The sequence below is a fragment of the Amycolatopsis sp. NPDC059657 genome, from assembly GCF_042734395.1.
Taxonomy (GTDB): Bacteria; Actinomycetota; Actinomycetes; order Mycobacteriales; family Pseudonocardiaceae; genus Amycolatopsis.
On sequence record NZ_JBHWEB010000015.1, the window covers coordinates 61,596 to 87,046 of the forward strand.

General features: G+C 65.6%; 17 protein-coding genes and 1 pseudogene. 6 read left to right on the forward strand and 12 right to left on the reverse strand.

What is annotated here, in order from left to right:
* Positions 1-163: 163 nt before the first annotated feature.
* Positions 164-1,966, forward strand: coding sequence for a cellulase family glycosylhydrolase (locus ACFV15_RS10850; RefSeq protein ID WP_378350008.1), 1,803 nt, complete (start codon positions 164-166; stop codon positions 1,964-1,966).
* 57 nt (positions 1,967-2,023) lie between these two features.
* Here ACFV15_RS10850 and ACFV15_RS10855 read toward each other — a convergent pair whose 3' ends face one another.
* The 12 genes from ACFV15_RS10855 to ACFV15_RS10910 all read right to left on the reverse strand — a co-directional run bounded on the left by ACFV15_RS10855 (position 2,024) and on the right by ACFV15_RS10910 (position 20,960).
* Positions 2,024-5,758 carry a glycoside hydrolase family 2 TIM barrel-domain containing protein gene (locus ACFV15_RS10855; RefSeq protein ID WP_378350009.1) on the reverse strand — a complete coding sequence of 1,245 codons (3,735 nt, stop codon included), beginning with the start codon at positions 5,756-5,758 and terminating at the stop codon, positions 2,024-2,026.
* Positions 5,759-5,834: 76 nt separating this feature from the next.
* Positions 5,835-7,292: a family 43 glycosylhydrolase gene (locus tag ACFV15_RS10860; protein WP_378350010.1), complete on the reverse strand. Its 1,458-nt coding sequence runs from the start codon at positions 7,290-7,292 to the stop codon at positions 5,835-5,837.
* Between the two features lie 3 nt (positions 7,293-7,295).
* The gene (locus ACFV15_RS10865; protein WP_378350011.1) at positions 7,296-9,725 is read right to left on the reverse strand and encodes an alpha-L-arabinofuranosidase C-terminal domain-containing protein; all 2,430 of its coding nucleotides are present in this window, start codon (positions 9,723-9,725) and stop codon (positions 7,296-7,298) included.
* A 400-nt stretch (positions 9,726-10,125) separates the two neighbouring features.
* On the reverse strand, positions 10,126-12,471 hold the full coding sequence (locus ACFV15_RS10870; protein ID WP_378350012.1) for a right-handed parallel beta-helix repeat-containing protein: 2,346 nt from the start codon (positions 12,469-12,471) through the stop codon (positions 10,126-10,128).
* 66 nt (positions 12,472-12,537) lie between these two features.
* The gene (locus ACFV15_RS10875) at positions 12,538-13,458 is read right to left on the reverse strand and encodes a carbohydrate ABC transporter permease (protein ID WP_378350013.1); all 921 of its coding nucleotides are present in this window, start codon (positions 13,456-13,458) and stop codon (positions 12,538-12,540) included.
* A complete protein-coding gene (locus ACFV15_RS10880) occupies positions 13,455-14,399 on the reverse strand; it encodes a carbohydrate ABC transporter permease (RefSeq protein ID WP_378350014.1) in 945 nt (314 codons plus the stop codon). Before ACFV15_RS10880 ends, ACFV15_RS10875 begins: the two co-directional genes overlap by 4 nt.
* A 4-nt stretch (positions 14,400-14,403) precedes the next feature.
* Positions 14,404-15,762 carry an ABC transporter substrate-binding protein gene (locus ACFV15_RS10885; RefSeq protein ID WP_378350015.1) on the reverse strand — a complete coding sequence of 453 codons (1,359 nt, stop codon included), beginning with the start codon at positions 15,760-15,762 and terminating at the stop codon, positions 14,404-14,406.
* A 49-nt stretch (positions 15,763-15,811) separates the two neighbouring features.
* The gene (locus ACFV15_RS10890; RefSeq protein ID WP_378350016.1) at positions 15,812-16,900 is read right to left on the reverse strand and encodes an enolase C-terminal domain-like protein; all 1,089 of its coding nucleotides are present in this window, start codon (positions 16,898-16,900) and stop codon (positions 15,812-15,814) included.
* Positions 16,901-17,214: 314 nt separating this feature from the next.
* A complete protein-coding gene (locus ACFV15_RS10895; protein ID WP_378350017.1) occupies positions 17,215-17,982 on the reverse strand; it encodes a FadR/GntR family transcriptional regulator in 768 nt (255 codons plus the stop codon).
* 792 nt (positions 17,983-18,774) lie between these two features.
* Entirely contained in the window at positions 18,775-19,029 is a 255-nt protein-coding gene (locus tag ACFV15_RS10900; RefSeq protein WP_378350018.1) for a hypothetical protein, read from the reverse strand.
* Between the two features lie 94 nt (positions 19,030-19,123).
* Positions 19,124-19,483: a hypothetical protein gene (locus ACFV15_RS10905; RefSeq protein WP_378350019.1), complete on the reverse strand. Its 360-nt coding sequence runs from the start codon at positions 19,481-19,483 to the stop codon at positions 19,124-19,126.
* A gap of 19 nt (positions 19,484-19,502) precedes the next feature.
* Positions 19,503-20,960: a transcriptional regulator gene (locus ACFV15_RS10910; RefSeq protein WP_378350020.1), complete on the reverse strand. Its 1,458-nt coding sequence runs from the start codon at positions 20,958-20,960 to the stop codon at positions 19,503-19,505.
* 1,080 nt (positions 20,961-22,040) lie between these two features.
* On the opposite strand from ACFV15_RS10910, the pseudogene ACFV15_RS10915 reads away from it, so the two are divergent.
* The 5 genes and pseudogenes from ACFV15_RS10915 (at position 22,041) to ACFV15_RS10935 (ending at position 25,313) form a co-directional block, all read left to right on the forward strand.
* Positions 22,041-22,255: pseudogene (locus tag ACFV15_RS10915) on the forward strand (helix-turn-helix domain-containing protein).
* A 679-nt stretch (positions 22,256-22,934) separates the two neighbouring features.
* Entirely contained in the window at positions 22,935-24,059 is a 1,125-nt protein-coding gene (locus tag ACFV15_RS10920; protein ID WP_378350021.1) for a radical SAM protein, read from the forward strand.
* Positions 24,056-24,196, forward strand: a complete 141-nt coding sequence (locus ACFV15_RS10925; protein ID WP_378350022.1) for a hypothetical protein — start codon at positions 24,056-24,058, stop codon at positions 24,194-24,196. The genes ACFV15_RS10920 and ACFV15_RS10925 overlap by 4 nt, the downstream gene beginning before the upstream one ends.
* A gap of 298 nt (positions 24,197-24,494) precedes the next feature.
* Complete coding sequence (locus ACFV15_RS10930) at positions 24,495-25,055, forward strand: aminoglycoside phosphotransferase (protein WP_378350023.1); 561 nt, start codon at positions 24,495-24,497, stop codon at positions 25,053-25,055.
* Between the two features lie 129 nt (positions 25,056-25,184).
* Positions 25,185-25,313: a hypothetical protein gene (locus ACFV15_RS10935; protein WP_378350024.1), complete on the forward strand. Its 129-nt coding sequence runs from the start codon at positions 25,185-25,187 to the stop codon at positions 25,311-25,313.
* Positions 25,314-25,451: the final 138 nt, after the last annotated feature.

Genomic DNA, 25,451 nt, shown 5'->3' on the forward strand with positions numbered 1-25,451 from the left:
GGGCCGTGAGCGTTGCGGGCGGTTAGAACCGTCTCTTCTAACCGTCGGCAACACTCACGACTCCTCGCACCCAATTCAGCCTCGCTGGCGCGCGGAAGGCGCGGCCATTACAGTGGTTGAACATGAGAATCTCTCATGTTGCCTGCCTATCGAGGTGACGATCATGAAACGGCTCTTCGTCCTCGCGCTCACCGCGCTTCTGCTGCTTCCGGTTCCGGCCACGGCCGGCGCCGCCGAACCCCCGCTCCCGTACGACAACGGACCGCTCACCGTGTCCGGGGGCGTGTTCCGAGATGAGCACGGCCGGGAGGTCGTGCTACGCGGCTTCAACGTCTCCGGCGAAGCCAAGCTCGCCGAACTCCACGGGCTGCCCTTCGCCAGCACGGCCGATGCCGCGTCCTCCGCCGCCGCCATGCGCAAGCTGAGCGGCGCGAACGCCGTGCGTTTCCTCGTCACATGGGCCTGGATCGAGCCGGAGCCCCGCAAGATCGACCGGGAGTACCTCGCCAAGGTCACCGACCAGATCGCTGCCTTCACCGCACAGGGCATCCGGGTCTTCGTCGACTTCCACCAGGACCTGTATTCGAGGTACCTGTTCAACAAAGACAGCTGGTACACCGGCGACGGCGCGCCTGCCTGGCTGGTGAAAGCCGGGGCCTACCCCGCCGAGTCATGTGGTCTCTGTTTCCACTGGGGACAGAACATGAAGAACAACAAGGCCGTCACCGGCGCGGTGTACGACTTCTGGCACAACCGCGAAGTGACGACGGCGGCGGGTCCGATCAAGATCCGGGACGAGTTCCTGTACCAGGCGGCGGAAACCATGCGGTTCCTCAAGGAGAACCTCTCCCCCGCCGCGTTCCGGCTGCTGCTCGGCACCGACCCGATCAACGAGCCGTATGCCGGCCGTTACGACTCCGGCCAGGACGGGATCGCGTGGGAGCGGGATCTACTGTGGCCGTTCTATCAGCAGTTCCGGCAGCGGATGGACGAAGCGGGCTGGGCGGACAAAGCGGCCTTCGTGGAACCGCTGCTGTTCTGGAACCAGAACGTCGACTTCTTCGCCGAGCCCGGCGGCCTCCCTGCGGTGCCGACGCTGGGCTCTCGGTACGTGTTCAACGCGCACTTCTACGACGGCAAAGCCCAGTCCGGCGTTCTCAAACCCGGCATGGCCAACGACGGCGAATACGTCGCCGATTTCAGCCGTATCCGCGATCGCGCGCAAGCTCTCGCCACCACCGGGATCGTCTCCGAGTTCGGGCACCCGGTCGCGGGCAACACCTCCGACAAGGCGCCCAACATCCTCAAGGCGATGTACCAGGCCTTGGACTCGCGGGTGAAAGGCGCGAACTGGTGGACGGGCGCGCGCGGGTCCGGGCGCGCCCTGTCCGGGAACCAGTGGCATTGGGACCTGTACTACGACCGGCACCACGAGCTGATGAACGACAACCCCGGCCGCGTCCGCACCGAAGGCGACGCCATGAACGACGAGCATTTCTCCGCGGTGCGCCTCGACAACGCCACCCCGGTGCCGACCGTCGACGGACGGCTGATCGACCGCGTCTTCCCCCGCGCGACCGCGGGCGACACCCTGGCGTTCACCTACGAGGACCGCGTCTTCGCGGCGTGGAACCCGATCCCGGATTCGATGCCCGCGCTCAAACGGGTCGTCGGCGCCGGACAGTACGGTGTCCTCGCGTGGCGCTCCAACGGCGGCAGCGCGCCGACCGAGCTGCATCTCCCCGCCTCGTTCGACCCCGCGAAGATCACCGTGCTCAGTGATCTCGGTTCGCACACGGTCGCACCGGAACCGGGCGAGCCGGGTGTCAACCGCCTGCTGCTGTCTTCAGTGGACACTGGCAGGGCGCACTTCGCGGTCGTCGCCAACGGCTCCCCGGTCGCGTCGGGAGACCGGGATGCCGCGCTCGCCGAGCTCAAGACCTGGGCCGGCACGCAATTCCCGTGACAACGAGTGTGGCGAGGGAGTTCCGGTCGATCAAGTTCCGGAACTCCCTCACCTCGCTCAACCGCCCGCGGGCATACCCGCGCGAGCCTCCTGCGCCGTCAGCGGCCGCAGGGACAGCGTGTACTCGTAGGTGACATCGGGCTGGACCTGGTTTCGTTCCCTGACCGGGTTCGGCGTGTCGCCGACCCCGGTAACGGCGTGACTCGCGTGCAGCGTGAACCAGCCTTTGTTGCGCTGCAACTGGAACGGGTACGCGGCGCGATCGAGGTCGTCATACGGGGTCACGCTGACGTCATTGGCCCCGCTCACCAGCAGGCCACCGGTACGGCTGTCGGTCAGCAAGGCCCAGCGGGCATCGGTGTGGTTGCCGTGGTCCTGTGGCCGGTGGTAGTCGACATATTGCTCGTCCACCGTGCTCGACCGAACCCCGATCGGGGTGCCGTCCTTGCGGTCGACGTAGCTTTCCGCTGCGCGCCCGTACCAGGCGAACCGCTGGTACCGGTCCGGGATGCCCAGCGAGACGCCGATCCGCGGCAAGTACGGCAGTGTGCGCAAGGTGCCTTGTGGGGTCACGCGGTTACCCAGGCGCAGCAGGCCGGTCGACTCGACGGTGTAGGTCATCGTCTGGTCGAACCAGGCGCCGGTGACGTCCGGCGCGGCCACCTTGCTGTCCACGACCACCCGGACACCGCCGATACCGTCCCGCTCGACCCGCACGCCGGTGACGTCGGTCCGCAGCCGGTCAAGGCCTGCCTTGCGCCAGTCCTCGCCCTCGGCACGTCCCCAGGCGAAGGTCTCGTTGCTGATCGGCGCGCGCCACGCGTCGAGCTTCGGCCCTGAACTCAGCAGTTCCGCACCCTGGTAGCGAATCGACACCAGCGCACCTGTCGCTTTGTCCACTTTGTACGTCGCACCTGCGGCGAACACGGTCACCGAGTTCGCGTCCTCCACCGGGACGACGACCTTCCAGTCGAATGGAGGGTCCAGGCCAGGCACCCGGCTACCGCCGAGTGAGAACTGGTCGTGGGCGAGCACATGCCCGCGCGGGAGCATGGGCTGCCCGGCGGTGGTCACCGCTTCGACGGTGAGGAACCGTTCACGGTCAGCCGGATTCGCGGGTATCGGCACCGCGATCCGCCCGGTCGAGGCCGCCGCGACCCGCAACGGCCGCTCGCCGCCGGTGATCACGCGCGATCCTTCCATGACCCGCCAGCGCAGGTTGAGCTCGTCGGTGCCGCTGAACTGCCGTTCGTTCGTGACCGACAGGCTGCCGCCGGAGTAGGCGAACCGCAACGGCTGATGTGCCCACGCCATTTGGACGGTCTCCGGCTGTGCCGACCGATCGGAACCGATCAGACCGTCCACTCCGGACAGACTGGACCCGTACGACAGGTAGCTGCCACGGTCGGAGATCTTGTCGAAGTCCAGCGCGAGCACAGCCCCGCCGACCGGCGACGGCGCGGTGAGCTCCGCCGCGGTGAGCGGCCGGTCGTAGATGCGGACGTCGTCCACGGCGCCGCGGCCCATCCAGCCGATGGTGGACGGGTCGTTCCACGAGGTTTCGAAGTCGCGTCCGATGTTGACCTCGGCCGACGAAGGGTCGATCGGGCCGGAGAACGGCTTGTTCGCGACCTCTTTGCCGTCGATGTAGAGCCGCAGCGCGATCCCGTCGTAGGTGCCGCTGACCCGATGCCAGTTCCCGTAGAAGTCGGCAGGCACCTGCGCCTGCACGGCCTGCCACGTTCCACTGTGGATGAAGAACTCCAAGGTCTTCTCGGTCTTCATCTTGAGTGCGTACTGGTGGTCACCCTTGCCGACGATCCGGAAGTCCCCGGTCCAGGTGCCCGGTTTGACCCACGCGTCGAGTGTCACGGCCGTGCCGGTGATGTCGAGCCGCCGATCGCGGTAGACCTCGACGAAATCGTCCAGACCGGACAGCTGCAACGCCTTGCCGCGGTGGCCGTCGACGAGGTCCGGCTTTCCGGTCACGTGTGCGGAGATGTTGTTGCCGGAGGTGTCCGGCACCGCAGCGACCCGCTGGCGGATGTTCTGCTCGGCCCAGTCCCAGATGAACCCGCCCTGGGTTTGCGGGTTGGCCCTGATGATGTCCCAGAACTCGCGGAAGTTGCCGAGGCTGTTGCCCATGGCGTGCGCGTACTCGCCGAAGATCAGCGGCTTGGTGGTGCTCTTCGCCTGCTCGGCGAACCGCTCTGGCGACGGGTAGCGCGGCCCCCACACGTCGGCGAACGGCGCGTCCCCGTCGGGGTTGTTGGACTGGTGGTAGATCGGGCGGGTCGGCTCGTTCGCGTCCAGCCAGTCCGCCATCGCGTAGTGGTGTGCCCCGAGGCCTGCCTCGTTCCCGGTGTCCCACAAGAAGACGCTCGGGTGGTTCTTGTCCCGCTCGACCATGCCGATCAGCCGGTCGAGGAAGGCATCGCGCCACTCCGGCTGATTGGCCTGACACCATCGGGCGCAGTTCTCGTGGTTGTGCGTCTCGATGTCCACCTCGTCGTCGATCCAGAGGCCGCTGGAGTCGGCCAGCTCGTAGAAGTACGGGTCCGACGGGTAATGCGAGGTACGCACGGCATTGACGTTGAGCTGCTTCATCAGCGCGACGTCGCGCTCCTGCGCTGCCTTCGGCACGTGCTTGCCGTGATCGGGATCGGTTTCCGCGCGGTTGACGCCTTTGAACAGCACTCGCTTCCCGTTCACCAGCAGCTGCTTGTCGCGGATCTCGATCTCACGGAAGCCGACCGACTCGCTGGTGATGTGGGTGACCTGGCCGTCCGGGGAGCTCAGTGTCAGTACGACGACGTAGAGGTTCGGGGTCTCGTCGGACCATTTCGCCGGGTCGCGCACCGGGAGCGTCAACGTGGCCTTGCCGTCCGCGCCGACGTCCTGGCTCGTCGCGCCGATCTCCTTGCCGCCCGCGTCCCGCAGGCTCAGGCCGACCCGGTGCCCGGCAGGCTCACGCGCCACCTCCACCGCGGCCGTCAGCGTGGCATCGGTGTACCTCGCGTCGAGATCGGTACGCAGGGTCACGTCCTGGATGAACGTCTCAGGCTCCGAACGCAGGGTCACCGAGCGGAAGATGCCGGAATACCGCCATTGGTCGAAGTCCTCGAGGTAGGCGCCGGCGCTCCACCGGTGCACCTGCACGGCGACGCGGTTGGGTCCCGGTCGCAGCGCGGCGGAGATGTCGAACTCCGCCGGCGTGTAGCCGCCCTGGTCGTAGCCGATGTACTGGCCGTTGACCCAGACGAAGTACGCCGAGGTCACCCCGTCGAAGCGCAGGAACGTGTTCCTCCCGGCCCAGTCGGCCGGAAGGGGGAAGTCCCGGGCGTAGGCCGCGGTCGGGTTGATGTCACGGCGCACCTTCGGCGGGTCGTCCGGCTGGATCTCCGTGGCTATGTTGCGGAAGACCGGGTGGTCCAGGCCATCGGTCTGCAGTGTGTGCGGTACCGCCACCTCGCGCCAGCCCGAGGTGTCGTAGCCGTCGCCGTAGAACTTCTCCGGCACCTTCGACGGGTTGTCGGCCACCGCTATCCGCCACTTGCCGTCGAGCGACATCACATAGGGCGTGCGGTCGTCCTTGCGAGCGGCGGAAGCGAAATCCGCGTACGGGCGAAGGAACGCGTGCGGCGGCTCCTGTCCTTCACCGACTTTCCTGGGATCCTCCAGATACGAGTAGACGTCGCCGGGCGGGGCTTCGGCCGCGACGGCCGAGCCGACCGCGGCCAAGGTACCGGCGAGCACCGACAGAACGAGGACGAGAACGCGCCTTCGCAGCACTGCGTGAACCTCCAGAATGGGTCGTCAGTGGTGCCGGCGCGTAGCACCGCCGGCACCACTCACGAGTCTTTTCTGTTCAGCTGAGCCAGAAACTCGTACGCTGCCGATCCCGTCGCGCGGAGCCGGGCCTGGCGAGGACGAACCGGCCGTTGTCGTGGGCGAGGTAGGCGGCCGGATCGCCGATCTGCCGGAACGAGACAGCGCGGTTGTCCGCCAGGCCGGTCACCTGGACGAAGCTGGCCGCACGGGCGTAGGAATCGCTCTGATCATTCTGATCGATCCGCACGGTCACCGAATCCGCCACCCGTGCGTACCGGTCGGGAAAGTTGACGGACTGCAACGCGACACTGCCCGCACCGGAGAACCCCGCCGCGATACGGAACTGCGAGTCCGCGACCTCGCGAACGTCACCGTCGACCCGCAGCCGATAGTCGTAGTGCCGCACGTACAGGTTCGGCGCGTCCAGCGGGGAGAGCCGGACGATCGTTCCGCCCTTCCCGACCGGGACACCGAAGCTCGGTGTCCCGTCGTCGTTCCAGTGCAGCTGCTGGACTCGGGTGTGCCGGTTCGGGTCGTACAGCGGGTCGCCGGTGATGTCCCGGTAGTCGCGGGCGTGGTAGACGAGCACGTCGGTCTTGCCGTCCTCGGCGACGGTGAACGAGTTGTGCCCCGGTCCGTACTGCCTGGTCTGCTCGTTGGTGGTGAACACCGGCTGCGGCGACTTCGTCCAAGACCGGGGGTCGAGCAGGTCCGAACGCTCGTCCGCGGTGAGCAGCCCCATGCAGTAGCGGGCATCGGTCGCGCTGGCCGAGTAGGTCATGAAGACCCGGCCGTTGCGGATCAGCACAGCCGGGCCCTCGTTCACCTTGAAACCCTGGACCTCCCAAGGCAGCGTCGGCACGGACAGGCGTACCGGGTCACCTTTGAGCGCCAGCGGCGAGGCCATCTCGGCGAGGTAGAGATTGCTGTTGGTCGCGATGCCCGGTTCACCTTGCGCCCAGGCGAAGTACCGCTTGCCTCGGTGCTCGAACGTGGTCGAGTCCAGGGTGAACGTGTCCCACTTGGTGAGCATCTGGCCACGCAGCACCCACGAGTCCGCACGCGGGTCCGCGGCGGTGGACTCCATGACATAGGTCCGGATGTGGAACACGTCGCCTGCGTCGCCCGCCGCGAAGTACAGGTACCACCGGCCGTCGATGCGGTGGAGCTCCGGCGCCCAGATGTGACCGCCCAGCTTGCCGGACGACGGCCGCCGCCAGATCACCCGTTCCTGTGCCGACGCGAGGCCGTCGATCGTGGACGCTCCGCGCACGACGAGCCTGTCGTACTCGGGTACTGAGGCGGTCATGTAGTACATGCCGTTGACCGGCCTGGTGATGAACGGGTCGGCCCGTTGCTCGACCAGCGGGCTTCGCGTGGTGAGCTTCGGCGGACCACCGGGCCCGGCCGCTTCGGCGATCCCCGTGGTGCCGGCGACCGTGGCGGCCATGAGCCCACCACCCACGCGCAGCAGCGTTCGACGGTTGAGCGTCATGGGTCAGTTCCTCTCTCTGGCCGGGATCCGCAGGAAGGTCACGGAATTGGCCGGGAAGGTGTAGGAGAAGGTGTTCGCCACGCCGGAGAACCGCGATTCCCTCGGCTGGATCGGCCGGGTGTACGCGGTGTTGACGTCGTCGGGCAGCCCCTGCAGGGTCGTCACCCGCGCGGTCGAGCCGACCCGGACGCGAGTGCCGAGATCGATCCGGGTGCGCGCGTCGGCGTTCTGCGCGTTGACCACCTTGACGATGAGGTCGCCGGTCTTCGTGTCACGGGTGACGACCTGCCGGAACGGCTCGGCGACCTTGTCGTCGGTGAACCCGCCCCACCGCTTGCCGTCGAGGAACAGGGAGACCTGGCGTCCGCGCACCTCCACCCGGATGTCGTACTGGCGTCCGGTTTCGATCCGGGTGCCGTCCTGCGCCATGATCTCGCCTGCGCCGCCTTCCTTCTTCTCCACCGCGGAGAGCGTGTTGTTCCAGCCGCCGAGGTTCCACCAGTAGCGGTTTCCGGTGCCCTTGCCCCCGAACGCGACCAGAAAGCCTTCCCTGCCGGCGGTTTTGGTCGCTTTCACTGACAGGTCGTAGTTGTTCCAAGCCGGGTCGCCCGCGGTGACCATGGTGTCCTCGGCCGCTTGGTCGGACTGGACGTACGCGCCGTTCACGATCGACCAAGATCCCCGCCCCGACTTGGTCCAGCGCGAGTCTCCGCCGGAGAAGTCGTCGGCGAACAACGGGGAACCGTCGGCGCCGGTCACCTTCACGTCGTCGTACGCCGCGCTGGTGGCCCAAGTGGACAGTCCGATGGCGCCCGTGATCGGCGCCGCGGCCGACGGCGTGGCGGAAGCTTTGCTGGGCACGACATGGTCGCCGACGTTGGTCATGAAGAGCTTCTGCGTCTCGTAGCTCGCGGAGCCCCACGAGCGCTGGTTGTCGAACCAGATCATGTCCGGACGCCACTGCACGTAGTCGGTGTTCGCCAGCAGCGGCGCGTACGAGGCCAGCTTGACCACGTCGGCGTTGCGCTCCAGCCCGGTCATGTACGCCGCCTCGGCCAGCGCGTTGCCGAACCGGTTGTCCAGCGAGGCGTACTCGCCGAGGAACACCTTCGGCCCGTTGCGGTCGTAGGAGTCATACCGCTGGTTGTTCTGGAGAAACCACTGTGGACTGTTGTAGTAGTGCTCGTCGACCATGCCGACCTTGGCCGCGCGGTTGAGCTCCCACAGCCGGTCGAAGGTTCCGCCGCTGTCGTCCGGCCCGGAGTTACTGATCACCGTGACATCGGGGTACTTCGCCGCGATCGCCGCGCGGAACTCGGTGAACCGAGCGAAGAACTCGGCAGGCAGGTTCTCCTCGTTCCCGACCTCGAGGTGGGTGAGCCCGAACGGCGCCGGATGCCCCATCTCGGCTCGCTTGCGGCCCCAGGTCGAGGTGACGGGGCCGTTCGCGAACTCGATCAGGTCGAGCGTGTCCTGGATGTGCCGTCGCAGCAGCGCGGGGTCGTCGGTGACGCGGTTCTCGCCACAGCCGGTGACCAGCGCGGGCACCACCGGCAGCGGCATCGCGCCGATGTCCTGCGCGAACTGGAAGTATTCGTAGTAACCGAGGCCGTACGACTGGTTGTAGCCCCAGAAGTTCGCGTTCGTGGCCCTTTGTTCGACCGGCCCGATGGTGTCCTTCCACTGGAACGAGCGACGCCGATCCCAGTCCGGCGCCTCGTACGCGCGATGGCTGCCGGTGTTCACCAGGCACCCGCCGGGGAACCGGACGAAACCGGGCTTCAGTGCGGCGACCTTCTCCGCCAGATCCGGCCGCAACCCGTTGGGCCGGTTGTTGAAGGTGTCGCGCGGGAAGAGCGACACCATGTCCAACCTCAAAGTTCCGGTGCCGCTCGCGGTCACCGCGAGCCTGCCGAGCGTGCTCGAAGCGCGTCCCCGGATGGTGCCGGTGTACTTGACCCAGCCGTCACCGCGGACCCGCACTCGCAGCGGTTCGGCCAGTCCCTTGCCTGCCGGGTCGGTGAGCGCGACCGTGACCGGCACTCCCCCGGCCTGATCGGTGCGCGCGAACATCGAGAAGTCGTACTGCTTCCCGCTCTCGACCCGGATTCCCGAGTTGTAGCCCGCGTTGGCCACGCCGTACTCGCCGTCGCCCGCGTTCAGCTCCAACTGGAGGTAGTGGCGGTTGCGCTCGTTGAGCCTGCGCTCGTCGTCGACGACCTGCGCTTTTCCGGTTCCGCCGCCGAGCGAGGTCGGCGCCCAGGAGGTCAGCGGCGTGTACGACGCGTTGTCCGCCTTGTCGTATTCGAACGACCGGTTCTGCACCAGTTCGGCGTACAGGCCGCCGTCCGCGGCCCGGTTGATGTCCTCGAAGAACACCCCGTACATCGAGCGGTCGATCGAAGCGCCTCGGCCCGCCGCGTCGACGGTCACCGTGTAGTCCGTCGGCCCACCCGACGCGATCGGAGCTGCGGTAAGAAGTCCCGTGAGCAATGTTAGCGCTAACATACCTGTCCGGATGACACCTCTTGACACAGCACTTCCTTTCGCGCCTTTGCGATGACCCCAACGAGATCCTCACCGCCGACCAGCGGTCCCGTCAAGAGGCTGTTAGCGCTAACCCCAGCGGTGGGTCGTGAGTGGGGGGCGGTTTGAACCGCCCGCCGCTCACGATTCCTTAGCTCGACGACGGCTCCTCCACGGTCTCCTCGGCTCCAGCTCCGGCGACCAGTCGACTTCCCCGCGATCCGATTTCGTCGAGCACGGTCCGGTGCAGCGCCGCCACAACGCCGCCCTGGTCCAGTCGGTGGACGCCGATGCACGGTCGGCACGGTCACTTCCGCACGCCGGTCGCGCTGAACTCCTGTACTCCGACGCTTCCATTCTGGTTGCTGTTGCGCGCGTAGAGCCGGATGCTGGTGGCAGCGACGTCGGCCGGCGGCCGGTAGACGACCGGCGCCACCGTGTTGATCGCCTGGTAGGGCATGATGTCGATCCAGGCGTTCTGGCTGGCGCTCCACCGCTGCACCTTCCAGTGGGTGGCCATCCAGGTGCAGCAGTTGTCCTGCTGGATGGTGAAGGCGAACCGCTCGTAGTCGGCGCCGAGATCGAACTGCACCCAGGACTCGTTCACGTTGGAGCTGGCCTCGCCGGTCTCGGTGACGCCGTCCCAAAGCTTGCCGAGGCCGCTGTCCCAGGCACTGCGCTGCGACACGGTGGAGTAGCCGGCCAGGTTCTCCCCGGGCACCTTCCGCCGCAGCGCGGCGTACTCCGGTTCCAGGCCCGCCTGGTTCATGATGGTCCGCGCCTCGGCCGGCCACTCACCATCTGTCACCACGTGCGGTTGCCCGTCGCCGTCGTAGATGGCTCCGCTGAGCCAGTTGTCGGCGAAGTCGGTGTAGTTGTGCGACGCGTACACCGACAGGGGCCTGCGGTAACGCGGGGAGAAGTCGAACCGCCCGCCCAGTCCGACGTTGTAGTCCCAGCGGGTCTGGTGACTCTGGTTGTCGCTGTAGTAGTTCGCGGTCGACGTCGAGTGGTGCACGTAGTTGTGGCTGACCACGCTGCCCGGCCACGACCCGAAGGAGTAGACCGCCCCCGAGTCGTGCACCCCCCAGGACACCTTGGACGTGGCGTTGTACACCTCATTGTGACTGAACGTCGTCTTGCCGATCCCGTCCACCCCGTCGAGGAGGCTGTTCTCCTCGGCCTTGCGCTGATGGAAGCCCATGAATGAGGTGTCGTAGACGAGGTTGTGGGTGATCGCCACGTTGTAGGTGTTCATCAGGCTGATCCCGGTCGCCGGGAAAAAGTCGTCACCGGTGTCGGTCACGACGTTGTTGCTGATCGTCACGTTCCTGGTGCGCCGGGCGCCGTCGACGTGCACGTCCATCCACCGGCCTGCGATGATCCCGGCGGCGGTCAGGTTGTAGAAGAGGTTGCCGGTGACGGTGATGTCCTCGGCTCCGGTCAGCAGCTGCAGCCCGCCGCTGCCCATCTTGCCCACGGTGTTGTTGGTGAAGGTGATGCCTTTGGCGTTGGTCAGCTTGATCTGACCGGGCACCTCGCCGCCGTAGCCGTCGTAGTTCGGATCCTTGAAGGGGTCGTCCGCGTACTGCGCCTCCGCTTGCGAGCCGCCGATGAACCGGTCGCGAGGCAGCAGCCAGTTGCCGTGCTCGAACGTGATGCCGTCGAACGCGATCGAACGCGCCTTCGCGGACGGGCTGGACCCGGCCACGTTCACCAGCGTCTCCACCACCGGCACGTACGCTCCGGCCTGGTTGACGTCCTCTCCCGCCCGCGGGTAGTAGTACACCTTGTTCGTCGCCCGGTTCAGGTACCACTCTCCGGGGGAGTCCAGTTCCTCGAACGCGTTGAGCACGTAGAACGTGTCGTCGTAGTCCAGCGAGAAACCGTCGTCGCGGTTCAGCCGTACCTGGAAGTGCGGCTGCGCCAGGCGCACCCGCTTGTTGGCGCCACTCGCGCCGATGTCCACGACGGGGAAGTAGTCGATCTTGAAGCCGATCGCGACGTGCAGCAGCCGAATGTCGCGGACGTTGGTGTACGCCGGAACGCTGGCCGCCGGGAACTCCACGCCGTCGTAGGAGCGGGTCGGCCGCTCCGGGTTGGCCGGCGGGTTGGGGATCGATGCCTCATCGAAGAAGCCGCTACCGACGATGCCCTTGCCCATCGCCAGCTGAGCCCGCCGGCCGCCGACGTAGAGCTGCCGGAAGTAGTCGGCGTAGCCCGCCGACTCCGGCACGTCGGCCACGAAGTAAGGCCGGTCGGCTACCCGGCTCCAGCCCCTGACGGCCTTACCACCGTCAATGATGGGCGTCTCACCCGGAAACGCCCGGTAGACAACCTTGAACCCATTGGAACCCGAGTCGGCCTCGGTCAGGTTGAAGGTCGCCGTCCGGGTATACCGGCCCCCGCGCAGACAGACGCCGAGGTCGGCCCGCATGTCCTTGTTGAGCCCGCGCAGTCGGATGTGGTCCCGCGCCCGTTCCAAGGTCGCCCAGGGGCGATCCGGTGAGGTTCCGGCATTACCGTCGCTGCCCGACGCCGAGACGTACAAGGTGCACGGTACTGCCGCGTGCGCCTGCCCGGCGGGCATCAGGCCCGCGGCCAGTACGACCGCTGCGACGGCCGCCACGGCTGCTCTTCTACTCGTGTTCATGGCGTTCCACTCCTTGCTCGGTGGTTGCGGAAGGGTGGTGACTCGTCGTTCGTACGATCCGCACGGCTACTCCTTCGTCGCTCCGGCGGTCATGCCGGAGACCAGTGCGCGCTGGGAGAAGAGGAAGACGATCAGGACCGGGACGCTGGTGAGCAAGGCGGCCAGCGCCAGCTCGGGCCGGAGGATCTCCGAGATGCCGCTCGAGGAGTTGAACATCGGCGAGGTGGTCAACAAGGAGTTCAGCCCTACCTGGGCGGGATACTGCTCGCTGTCGGGCAGCATCACGAACGGCAGGAAGAAGTTGTTCCAGCTGTGCACGAAGCTGAAGAAGGCGACCAGTGCGACCACCGGCCGGGCCAGCGGCAGCGCGATCCGCCGGAAGACCGTCCATTCGCTCGCGCCGTCTATGCGGGCCGCGTCCAGCAGGTCGCCGGAGACGGTGGTGGTGTAGTAGATGTAGGTCAGGTACACCCCGAACGGGAAGAACGAGAGCGGCAGGATGGCGCTCAACCGGGAGCCTGCCAGGCCGAGCGCGTCCATCTCGAGGTAAAGCGGCAGCACCAGGGTGGCGTTGGGCATCAGCATCACCAGCAGGGTGACCGTCAACAGCGCGATCCTCCCTCGAAACTGCGTGGTAGCCAGCGCGTAGCCGGCGGGCACGGCGGTGACCAGCGTGATGGCGAGCGCCGAAAACGAATACAGCGCCGAATTGCCTATCCAGGTGACGATCGCGTGCGACTGGAAGTCGTACAGGTGCTGCCAGCTGGCCGCGAGGTCGTCCAGTGAGCCGAAGGTCAACGGGGCGCCGTGCACGATTCCCGTGTCGCTTCGGGTCGGGGCGAGCAGCAACCAGACGATCGGCACGGCGAAGAAGCACAGAAAGACGCCGATTACCAATACCCAGGCAACCCGGGCGGCCACTGACGTCACGCTCGCCCGGTTCCGGCCGAAGGGAATCCGGTTCGCGATCGACGACGGATTGGTCACGAGTGGCCCCTCTCGAACAGCCCGGCCTTGAATACGGCGGCCGCGGCGCAGCCGAGGCTCAGCACGAGCAGGACGACCGCGATGGCCGCCGCGCCGTTGAAGTCGGCGGTGACGAACGCGAACTGGTAGCTGAGCTGGTTGGGCGACCAGTCGTCGGGCACCTGCCCGAAGCTCGCCGTGCCCACGAGTTGCGGTTCGACGAACAGCTGGGCCCCGCCGGCGAAGGCGAGGATCAGCATGTACGCGATCCACTTACGCAACATCGGGAGCTGGATCCGAAGTGCGATCTGCACCGTGCTGGCCCCGTCGATCCGGGCCGCCTCGATGACCTCGTTCGGAATACCGTTGAGCGCGCCGTACATGATGACGATCCAGCTGCCTGCGCCCGCCCAGAAGGCGATGATCGTGAAGATCACCGGCAGATTTTCCGGCGCCACGACCTGTGCCGCGCTGTCCCAGCCGACGGCCCGCAGCACCGGACCGACCGGACTCGCGACCGGGTCGAGCAGGATCAGCCAGATCAGCACGCTCGACGCTCCGGCGAAAGCGCCCGGCAGGTAGCAGAGGAAGCGGACCACCCCGCTCGTCCGCTTCAGCCTGCCGTGCAGCATCAGTGCCAGTGTCACCACCAGCACCATCAGGGTGACGAGCCATAGGGCCAGGTAGAGCCCGATGTTGGCGAAGGCCGAGCCGAACCGGTAGTCGGCGAACACCCGGGTGAAGTTGCCCAGCCCCGTGAACTGCCCGCTGGAGTTGGTCACCGACAGCCACAGGGCATAGGCCGCCGGCGCCACGCCGAACAACAGCAGGAGAATCGTGTAGCCGGCCACGAAGGGGTAGCCGACACGGCCGCTGCCGACCCGCCGCGCGCGTGGCTTCGCCGTCCGGATACCGGCCCTGCTCGCGCCGACCCGTGCCTGGGGAGTTTCGGTCGCCACCATCGGATCAGCCGACCTCGTAGCCGAGTGCGGTGGCCTTGTCGGCGATCGCCTGCCGCCACAGGTCCATCTGCGATGAGACGGACTTGCCGGCGGAGAGCGCCGGCACCATGGTCGCGGCGTAGATCGCCTCCTGGCTGTACAGCGTGCTGACCGCCCACTTGGTCCAGATCCGCGGGGCGGCCTGGTGCAGGACCGGGCCGATGTCGTTGGCGTAGTAGCCGGATGCCTGCTGGGCCGCCAGCCAGCCGGTCGCAGCTGGGCCGTAGGCGGGGTAGGTCGCGGCGGTCGCCGTGTATCCGGGGTCGGTGGTGACCCAGGTGACGAGGTCGACGGCGGCCTTGAGGTTGCGACTGTGTGAGGAGACGAACCACATCCCCCCGCCGACGGCGCCGGTCCAGGTCTCGGCGTCCGCCGCGAACTTCAGCGGCGCGGCGGCCGCGATCTCTCCCGCCGGGATGTGGTAGCCGGCATTGAACAATGCCTGGCCGTACCAAGCGGGCCCCGGCATCATGAGGATCTTCGCGGCCTGCTCCTTGATGAAGCCGGTGTCCCACTTGTTACGGGTGCCCAGCGCGCCGGCACTCAGCAACGGATCGAGCAGCTGCGCCATTCTGGTGCACGTGGGGGCCCGGAGGTCGACGGTCACCTTCTTCTCCCCAGCGAGAACACTGGCCGGGCACTGGCTGCCCCAGAAGTAGATATACGGCGTAGTCGGGCTCCCGACCTCACCGACCAGGTATCCCGGGTGCTCTTTACTCACCCGCAGGCCCAGTTGCTGCCACTGCTCCCAGGTCGTGGGGACCTGGTAGCCGAACTGATCCATGAGTTTCTTGTTGTACCAGAGCACGTTCTGGGCCAGATCGTTGCGCAGGCAGTAGACCTTGCCGCCCACGGCGCACTGGTCGAGCGCGCCCTTGACGTACCCGTCGAGCACGGACCTGTCGACCAGCGTGTCGAGTGGAGCGGCGAACGGGGTCGCCCCCGTGGTCGCCCAGGAGAGGTCCTGGACGTTCGGCCAGACAACGTCGGGCCACCCTTGACCGGTACGGTCGAACAGCTCGACCTTGGTCCGCAGTTCGGTGCTTCCGTTCGCGCCGCCGCTGTAGGTGATCGTCTTGACCTTGGCCTCAGGGTGAGCCTTGCGGTAGGCCTCGACCGCGGCGGTCCGGGTCGCGTCCACCCACACGGTGATCTCGCTCGACGGATCCTGCGGCGCCGGGCTGAACGGGCCGGTTGCGGCCCGCTGGGCGCCGGCCCGGTTGGGGTCGGCGTTCGCGCAGGCGGTGGTCAGCAACACGGCTGTCATCAAGGCCACCAGCGCACGGCCTCGACGCGGGCCTGTCCTGGTCGACGGGATGGTCATGTATTCCTCCCAGGAATGGTCATGTCGTCGTGGTGATGCGGGCGGCCGGTCATGGGACGCAGATGTACTCGCCGAGCGCGGCGGGATAGGCGGGCCCGGGTGCGAGGCCGATCCCGTGGTCGCGGGGCGCCGAGACCGAGCCGTCCGGTTCGACGCCCGATCCCTTGCGTACGGGGTTGGCGGTCACGAGGGACTCGTAGTAAGTGGTGTTGGGGATCGCCATGCACAGATGCCGGGCCGACTGACTATTGCCGTGCACCTCGGCGCGCAGCCGGTAGGCGTCCGCTAGATGGGCGATCCGCATCGCACCGGTCATTCCGCCGCGCAGGGCCGCACTTGTCCGGACGTAGGTCGCGCAACCGGCAGCAAGGAAGTCGGCTGTGCTCAGATGCGCGCCGGGGATCGTCTCGGCCACGTTGAGCGGCACACCGACCCGCTCGGCCAGCCACCGATACGCCGTGATGCTGTACTCCCGGATCGGTTCCTCGTACCAGAGGTAGCCACACTCGGTCAGTGCGTCGCCGACGTGCACAGCGTCCGCGAGGTCGAACGCCGCGGAGCCGTCGTACATCAACGGGATGTCCGGACCGACGTGCGCCCGCAGCGCCTGGATCAGCCGGGTATCGCGATCGCGATCGCCCCAGGCGTGCAGCTTGATGGCCGAATAGCCGAGTGCCAAACACTGGTCCGCAACGTCGAGGTACTCCTCGATCGAATCGAACGTCACGGTCGACGCGTACGCGGGGATGCGCGTGCGGTAGCCGCCGAGCAGTTGCCAGCACGGGGCGCCGTGCACCCGCCCCGCCAGGTCCCACAGCGCTGTGTCGACGACGCCGAGCAGATGAACAGGCAGATACTCGGTGCGGTCGATGTTCCAGAGGCGCTCCCACAGCCACTCGCGCTGCAACGGGTCGGTGCCGACCAGTTCCGGGCGCAGCACGCGGTCAACGAGCTCCCGCAGAACGACGGCGGAGCCCGGCTTATGCGCGGTAGCCACACCGGTCGCACCCGTGTCGGTGCCGATGCGGATGATGCCGACCTGTCCGCCGGACCCGCCGCGCAACCCGTCACGCCACCGGTAGGGCGGCTCCGGAGCGGCGACGTCGGCAGAGAAGGTTTCTACGTGGGTGATGCGCACGGTGACTCCGGTCTGGGCGGGGCGACATCGCACCTGCGTCAATGAAGCCGGTACATCTCGTGTGATGTGTGCAACATATCAGTCACTTCCCGGAATGAGTAGGCCTCATTTTGGACGTGACCGGGCAGATGAGGGCGTCAAGAAGACGCGTATCGACCTTCACCCCTACGGAACGTAGGTGTGCGACAGGAACTCGTAGGTAAGCACCGAATCGGAAGGAATCATTAACCTGCTTCATTTGGCACAGATGTAGCAGGGTTCGGGAGAGGACGACCGACAGCTATCTACCTGTCGGTCGTGCCCCGTGGTTGCGGTCAGTGCGACCGGAAGACTCGCCGATCGATCTCCGCCTGATAACTCAGGCGGGTGCGCTCGACGTGCGCCAGAGCCGCATTGCCTGCCTCCTCGGCATCTCCGCGTCGGACAGCCTCGATGATCTGACGGTGTTCCGCCAAAGCGGTAGCCACCGGCCCACCGCTGAATCCGCCGAACGCCGCCGCCACCACCCGCCGTTGCAGCCTCTGAACGGTCACGATCGAGTCGAGCAAGACCATATTGTGGGCAGCCCTGGCGACGGCACAGTGGAAGGACTCGTCGGCGGCCGCCATCACCCTCGGATCCGCAGCCTCCAACGACCGGGCATACGCGTCGAGGGCGTCGTCGATGGCAACCAACTCACCCGGCGTAGCCCGCGTCGCGGCCAGGCCGGCCGCAGTCTGCTCCTGCACCCCTCGGAACTCGAACATAGCCATGATATGGGCAATGTCAGTCGGCACGAACCCGGCCAACGGCGACGCCGGCGCCTCCACCGGATCGGCGACGAAGATGCCCCGCCCCCGCTGCGTGCTGATCCGGCCGGCGGCCGCGAGGGTCTTCAGCGCATCCCGGGTGATCGTACGGCTGACGCCGAGGATCTCGGCGAACCGCGCCTCGGTGGGTAACCGGTCACCCGGCACGAAGCCCTGCTCGGCGATGAACTGCTGGATCCGCTCCGCCGCCCGGGTATAACCCGGCCGGTAGGTGGCACCCCCATCCGCCTCCCGTTCGGACGTCTCGTCCTTGACGTGATCCGTTGCACCCACCGGACGAGTATGACCCATCGCACGGTCACCCTCATCGCGCCACATCGTCGGCGCCGTGCCGCACCACGCTCGCAGGCCATGCCGACGCCCCATACGCCGACGCCGACATCAACATAGCGAAGGCCAATGAAGTACTGAGCTGGCTTGATTTCAGACTGCTTACAGTCCTCGTCGATCACCGCGTGCCGCGCCGGATTCGGACAGTCCGTGTCACTAACCACTGCCTGAAGATGCGTCACCTTGCACGGCCGATCCATCATCATCGACACCAAGCTCAGTGTCGGCGAAACCAGCTCCGAGTACACCTGATCCAACGATGCCCCGACCATTCGCACGAGGGCTCGTGATCTTCGGAGGCCAGATCTCCCACTTGTTGGCTGAACCACGCCGCACGATCGCGCCCGGATGTCCGGCTTGGACCTCCACCTGCCGGCCGATGATCTCCTCAATCGGCAGAACGGATCGGCCACGAGCCGTTCTGCCAGTCCAGCGGGCTGGCACATTCCGAGCACATCGCCGCAGCGTCTGGCTTCGACAGGACCTCGAGCACCTGACGCTGATCATTCTCGAACTCGATGTCGTACCGCAGCTGAGCTCGGTCGCGCGGTCAGAGGTATCCGCAAGCTTGGTTTGCAGTTCGCCGTCCAGCGCGCGCATGCGTCGGATCTCGCGGTCTCGCCACCAGGCGAACTCGCTGAGCATCAGCTCTCGCCGCTCACCCGGCAACCGACCAGCACAATCCGCCACGGCTTCGGGATCACCGACGACTTCGCGGAGCTCCCGGAGTCCATCTCACTCAACGTGCATAGGTGACCAGGGCGCTTCCAGCTCAAGCAAGACCAGCCGGGCGCGCTCCCACTGCACGAACACTTCCCGAGCGTCTTGTGACTCTTGGCGCGTTCCTCGAAGCGCCAGGCGTTCCAGTTCCTTTTCTCCAAGGATCTCCAACACCAGTAACCGAGCGTGAACGAACTCCTCGAACGTGACGTTGGTGCCGACACTCGGCTTCACCCGCCGATCCTGGGCAGCGCTCAACAGCATGATCACCGACCTGCACGACCGGCACGCCGACGCTGCCGTCCCGCCGCAGGAAAGAGCCGGCCAGGGCGCGCCCCAGTCCGCCGGGCAACGCCCCTTACCGTCACAAACCTCGCTCGATGACGTCGAAGATGTCGGAGTCGGTCTGCTGCTGCCATTCCGGCAGATCGGTCCAGTCCGCCACGTAGCCAGGTTTCGGGTCGGGGATGTGCTTGTAGATCTGGGCGATCCAGCAGGTCGCGACGAAGCGGCCTCGCTGCTCACGTGTGAGCTTCGCAGTCGTACCGCCGGACGTTTCGACGAACTGGCGCACCTGGTCGTACACGGCCGCGGCGCTTTCGCGTTCCCACGAGGGTGTGTCATCCCACGGCGTGATGTAGCCGGGCTTCGGTTCACCGGGGTAGTACTTCTTGACGCCATCGATCCAGGCTTCACGGAAGATGCGGCCGGGCTCTGCGGACAAGTCGTCGTCTCCTAGCTACTTAGACGGCCGAGGCCGTGCTCAGGGTCTTGATCTGCTGGTCGAGTTGGCGCACGTCGCGGCGCGCGATGAACGGTGCGAGCTGCGGACGGAGACTGGCGAGCCTTCGGCCGACGTAGCCAGCCGAGCCGGTCTTCTGCGCGGCGGTCAAGGCCGCGTCGGCATAGACGACTAGCTGGTCGGCATCGTGGCGTTGGGCGCCCACCATGGCGAGGTCAGCGAGAACACTCCCACGTCGCCGGTCTGAGAGGTCTTGGCTGAGTGCTGTGGCCAAGGCCGTCTCGGCGAGGTCCGGCTGATTCAGCTCGACGTAACAGGTCCCACTTTCCTGCGCCATGCGAGATCCTTCGAAGCGCAACCAACCGCTTGTGTGCACGGGACCGCTCAAGCTGTCTACCTGTCGAGCAGTTTCCAACGCCAGCTCGGTGGCGTCGAACTCGCCCAACCCAGCGTATGCCTGGGCTTGGACGGCAGCGACCCAATGGCGAGTAGACAGGCTCCTATCGCCGCGTTCGGCAAGGGACGCCGCTCTATCGAGCAAGGGCGTCGCGAGTTTGAAATCCCGTTCGTAGACGCTGATGAACGCGTGCCGGGTCATCGCGCATGCCCAGAGATCAAAGGCACGTGCTTCCTTGCATGCGTTGGCCGCCAGGGAGTAGCACTGAGCAGCTTCGGTGTAGTGGTTGCAGTCAAAGAAGATCTCGCCGCACAGTTGGAAGAGGTCACCGGCCAGGAAGCAGAGACGTTCCCTGACCACTTCGTTCTGCGGCTTCTGCATCGCCTCAGTCAGGACACCGAGCTGCCGCCGAACCACCGGAAGCGTGAGGCGTTTCGAGCCGGACGCGGAGAACACGCGCCACAGGTGAGCATTCAGCTGGCCGTACTCGTCGAGCGACGCGTTTCCCAGCTGTCCTGCTTGGTGGGCGTCGGACAACCGGTCAAGATCAAGTTGGGGTGCGGCAAGCAGCGTGCCTGCCAGGCTCAACAAGCGGAGCAGTTCGCGCCGGTTCATGTCGTCCAGCCGCTCGTCTGCTTTAGCTTCAGCATCCCAAGCGGCGACGACGCGCCGACCACTGAGTGTGAACGGCAGTTTCGCGTTGTCGGCCGTTGCGGCGGGCTCGGGCAGGCGGAACCACAGGTGGTCGGGAGGGATACGAAGGACACGTGCCCACTGTAGGAGTCGACCGAGGTCGTTGGAGGGACGACCAGACTCGAATCTGCTCACCTGCGTCTGCGACAGGCTGAGCCAACTACCTACCAGGCCCTGCGACAGAGTCCCTCCGTGCCAAGGGTGACGGCGGTAAGTAGACACCACGCGGCCCATATGCCGCGCCTTGAAGGCGTCCTTGAACTGGTCCGTCTCCCAGAACTCGGGAGGAACGTCGGGGGCTCCGACCAGCAATGCCCGCTTGCTCCGGCTGCACGAGCCGCAGAGCCGACCGTCGTTGTCCTCGGCCAAGCGCGAACCGCAAGGGCAGTACTGCGCGGGGCGACCAAGTCCCATATCGTCGGCTTTCGTCGGCTCGGTAACGCTGACTTCACGTAGAAGTCTAGTCACACTACGCGGCCGTTTGGGCCGCGTGTATGCGTCATGCGCATACCACATAGTCACAACTCGTCATACGCCTTGCTACGGACAGCTACCAGTCTGAGTACAGGCACCCGACGCCCGGCCGACATTTCAGCCTTCGAGTCGCGGGCAGGCTCCCGCAGAGTTCCAGTCGCTGGCGGCGGACCGTCCCGGACGTTGGGTGCCGTCCATGAAGCTAAGGAGACGGAGCGGCGGCATGACCATACGAATTCGCGAGTTGCGGCGACACCCGAGCCATTCGGCACGTCGTCGACCGAGACACCCACACCTTGAGCCGCTCACCGAGCGACGCTCACCCCCTCGCGCATGCCGTGACGGTCAAGACCGTACCCATTGATCTCTGCGGCGGACATGGCTCGATGACCCACCCGAGGGGCAAGCCTGTTAGCGATGCCGAGTTAGCCGAGGCTCTTGCTGCTATCGGCCGCCACCTTCCATTTGTGATACGCGCCTTGGAGTTCGGAATGCTTTCGAATGAGAAACGCCTTCAGATGGCGTCTTTACTGCGAGAGATGACCAACCTCTTGGACCCGCCCGCAAATCCGCCCGTCGAGCCGTAGGCTCGGGGCGAAGTAATCGAGGGCAATAGTGTCAGCCGCGGAATTCAACTGGACTCAAGTTGGCCTAGGCGAGTATCGATGCAAAATCGCTTCCATAACTTGGCTTCTCTCTCCTACCAACGGCAAGAAGTACCCGTGGCTACTGACCGCGACACGCAAAGAGTCGGGGGCCGAGCAGTCGTTTGAGGTCGAGCAGTACATCGGCTCACTCAGTGTTTCTACCGCGCAAACCCAAGCTCGACTTTGGATAGACCTGTCCCTTAATTACCCAGGCCAACCGAAACTGTTCAGGCGTCAAGAAGTGAAGGTCTCAAAAAGCAGGAAATCCTCGAAGCCAACTCGTCAACGCGTGGAGGTGAAAAAGAAAGGAAAGTCAGCCGTGACTGCGATGGCGGAGTTGCCGCCACATGCACGGATACTAGGCCCGCTTAGGGAGCAACTCGGTCGCGAATTGGCGCGCAATATAACGCAGGGAAGAGCATTCGCGACCTTGTCGAGGCGACCGGCCGTTCATACGGGTTCGTCCACGGATTGCTATCGGAGAGAAACGACGTTCAATTTCGGTCCCGTGGAGGTCCGATGCGAGTGTCGAAGCGCAAGTAATTGCTGCACGCGACACCTGTCGACTCCCGTCGCGCGCCAACCCCGACGGCATCCCCCGGCGCGGCGGGAGTCCTTCAACGCCTAGTGATGGATGCGCATGTTGATCGATGAAGTTCTACGTGCCGCTTTCGGCCTGCTTTATCTGGCAGTCCTCAGCGCGACGGGCCAGGCGCTCTGGCGGGCACCAACCGTGCAACGTCAGAGAGGGCTGCGCCGTCACGCGGGCAATCGCAAGAGGGAAAGTGGCACGTAGTTGTCACCGTTAATTGGAACTGTAGATGGACTTCGGAGTCTCAAACAACGAGGAGGCCTGGCCGGGCATGCTGCATGGAAACGTGCTCCACCGCATCGTCCATGGCGAGGCGCGCTGGCTCCGCCTCCAAAATCAGGTCCTGGGCCTGTCCGCGTGCGAGACCGTTTGCGTGCGTCGGCAAAGGGGGACGCGGTGGCGATACTGCGGAAAGTGCTGGCCGCACGGTACTTGTTCGGGCGTCAGTCGGCCAGTAAACCTCTCACCATTGCCAAAACGGATACCGCAGCCAGTTCCGCCCCCTAAGCGCAAGTCTCGAAATACTGACAGTGGTTGGTTCGACCATGGAACGGAACCCCGTTCATGACACCGTCCGCCAGGCATGCGTCCAACTGAGCGCCCTTAAGTCGACATACAGGAGATTTAGATATGCATCAGATGATTGCCACCCCGTTTCAGTCTTCATTCCTGCTGCTTAGTCCAGGTCGGCCGCAAGGATTGAAGATTCCTGAAAGCAGGTTCGCTCAGTTGCAGCATCTGAACCCAGCGGAACCGTGTCCGGATTGGCTTTCTGGAGTTGCGCGAAGGACTTGGGGGCTGGAACTTAGCGGCCAAAAATCAGCGGACGCGATTCTAGTTCGCAGCCCGTCGTCATTGAATTACAGTCGAGCTAGCTATGAACTCAACCTTGGTTGCAACTACGACTGTAAACACTGCTATCTTGGCGTAAAACAATTCGAGGGTTTGCCCTGGGGTGAGCGGGTCGAAGTGTTGCACGTCTTACGTGATGCTGGCATCGTATGGCTCCAGTTGACCGGCGGCGAGCCGATGATTGATAAGCATTTTGCGGCAACGTATTCATACGCGTTCGCGCTCGGAATGATGCTTGAGGTGCTGACCAATGGTTCTCGCCTGTCTAATCCGGTCATGCTTGACCTGCTGACGCAAAGGCCGCCACACAAGTTGACCCTTAGCGTCTACGGGGCCACGGAAGAAACATACGATGGACTGACGCAGCGACGAGGCGCATTTGCAGCGTTTTCGCGAGGCCTGGCAGCCGCACACGAAGCCGGGCTGCCCTTGGAACTAAGCATCATCACCACCAAGGAGAACGCTCACGAAGCCGACGCAATGAGGGCATTGGCGGACGCATATGAGATTCCCTCAACCGACTTTGCGAACATCTCTCCGACCATCCACGGCGACGCTGGCGTGCTGGCTACGCAGTCGCCCCAACACCTCACCAAACGCACACAATTCAACGGCTGCGATGCCGGAAACACGTTCTTCCACGTCGACCCGCACGGCAACGCATGCACCTGCAAGGTCGCGCGCGATCCCAAGATCTCGTTGGTGAGTGAAGGAATCGACGGTTTGCGCCGTCTCGCGGGCATCGCGGACGGCCTACTACTTCGCCAAGGCGGATGCACGGGCTGTCAGCTCAGCGGCACATGCGGCACATGCATGCCGCTGGCCTCGTTATTTCGCAAGGCGAAGGCACCGCTGGCCAACTATTGCCAGCACACCGAAGAAAGAAAGGTAGTCAACCAATGACCGCAGTAGCTCTCACGCTCGAACCGCCACCCCGGACCGATCCCGAGGAGCCGGACATTCAGATCATCCGCGATCTGGACGGATTCACCTCGGACACGATCGTGTGCGGCTGCAACGACGACAACCCCTACCGGTAACCAGCCGACGCCTCGGGGCTGACCTCGGTCAGCCCCGAGGCGTCACCGACCGTAAGGTGCCACCGTGGTTACGACACGAGTCACATGGGACTCACTTTCCGAGGACATCCGACGCGCCATCGAGGCGCACACCGGACCGCTCAGCAGCATCGAGCCAGTGTCGACCGGTCTTAACTCCGAACTCGCCGTCGTGCTCCACGCGGCAGACGGACCCGTGTTCGTCAAGGGACTACGAACTGATCACCCACGCGTGTGGACCCAACACCGCGAGAAGGCCGTCAACCCGTATGTCCGGCCAGTGACCGCCGCGCTGAAGTGGTCCATCGACAGCGACGACTGGAACCTTCTGGGATTCGAGCACGTGTCGGGCCACCATGTCGACTACTCACCTGGATCGCCCGATCTGGCGAAGCTCGTCGACTCAATGCGGACATTACAAGAGCTACCGTGCCCGGCCGTTGACCTCAAGCTCGCAGAGAAGCGGTGGGCGAGCTTCAGCGACACGCCGGATCTGTTCGCTGGCGACCACCTTCTTCACACCGAGTGGAGCCCCAGCAACGTCCTGGTCAACGACACGGCGTTGTTCGTGGATTGGGCATGGGCGACCCGCGGTGCAGCCTGGATCGACCCGGCGTGCTGGGTGGTTTGGCTCATCGCCTCAGGCCACCCACCACAGGACGCGGAGAGTTGGGCGAACCAGGTTCCCTCGTGGCGTTCCGCACCGGCGAACTCTTTGGACGCATTTGCAGCCGCTCAAGCGGCCCTCTGGCGCGGCATCGCGGAGGCCGACCCGGAACCCTGGATTGAGGGCATCGCAGCAGCCGCACGCCGCTGGTCGGAAAGCCGCCTCACGGCCTGATCTCCCCAGACCGACAGCGGCGGGTTGGGCACCAGCACCTGCTGTGACGGCACAGATCAATCGGGAACGGGACCGCACGACCAGGGAAACGGCCCCGCTCCCAACTACACGAGCTGGCTGGCTACGTCCTTGAGCTGTGAAAACCAGCAGCGGCGGGCACGGGCCGGGGTTCCGGTCGAGACCAGGTTCGCGACGAAGTCTCGTCAGGCCGCGAAAATGATCATCCGGGTGCTCGACGCGGATATCGCGGTGGGATAGATGACCGGGGATGAGGTCTATGGCAAAGATCCTCACCGCCGACCGTTGGTCCCGTCACGGGGCTGTTAGCGCTAACCCGGCAGCACCGCGGCTCGGGAAGATCCGGCAACACAGCTCACGTGATCGGGTGACTAGTCC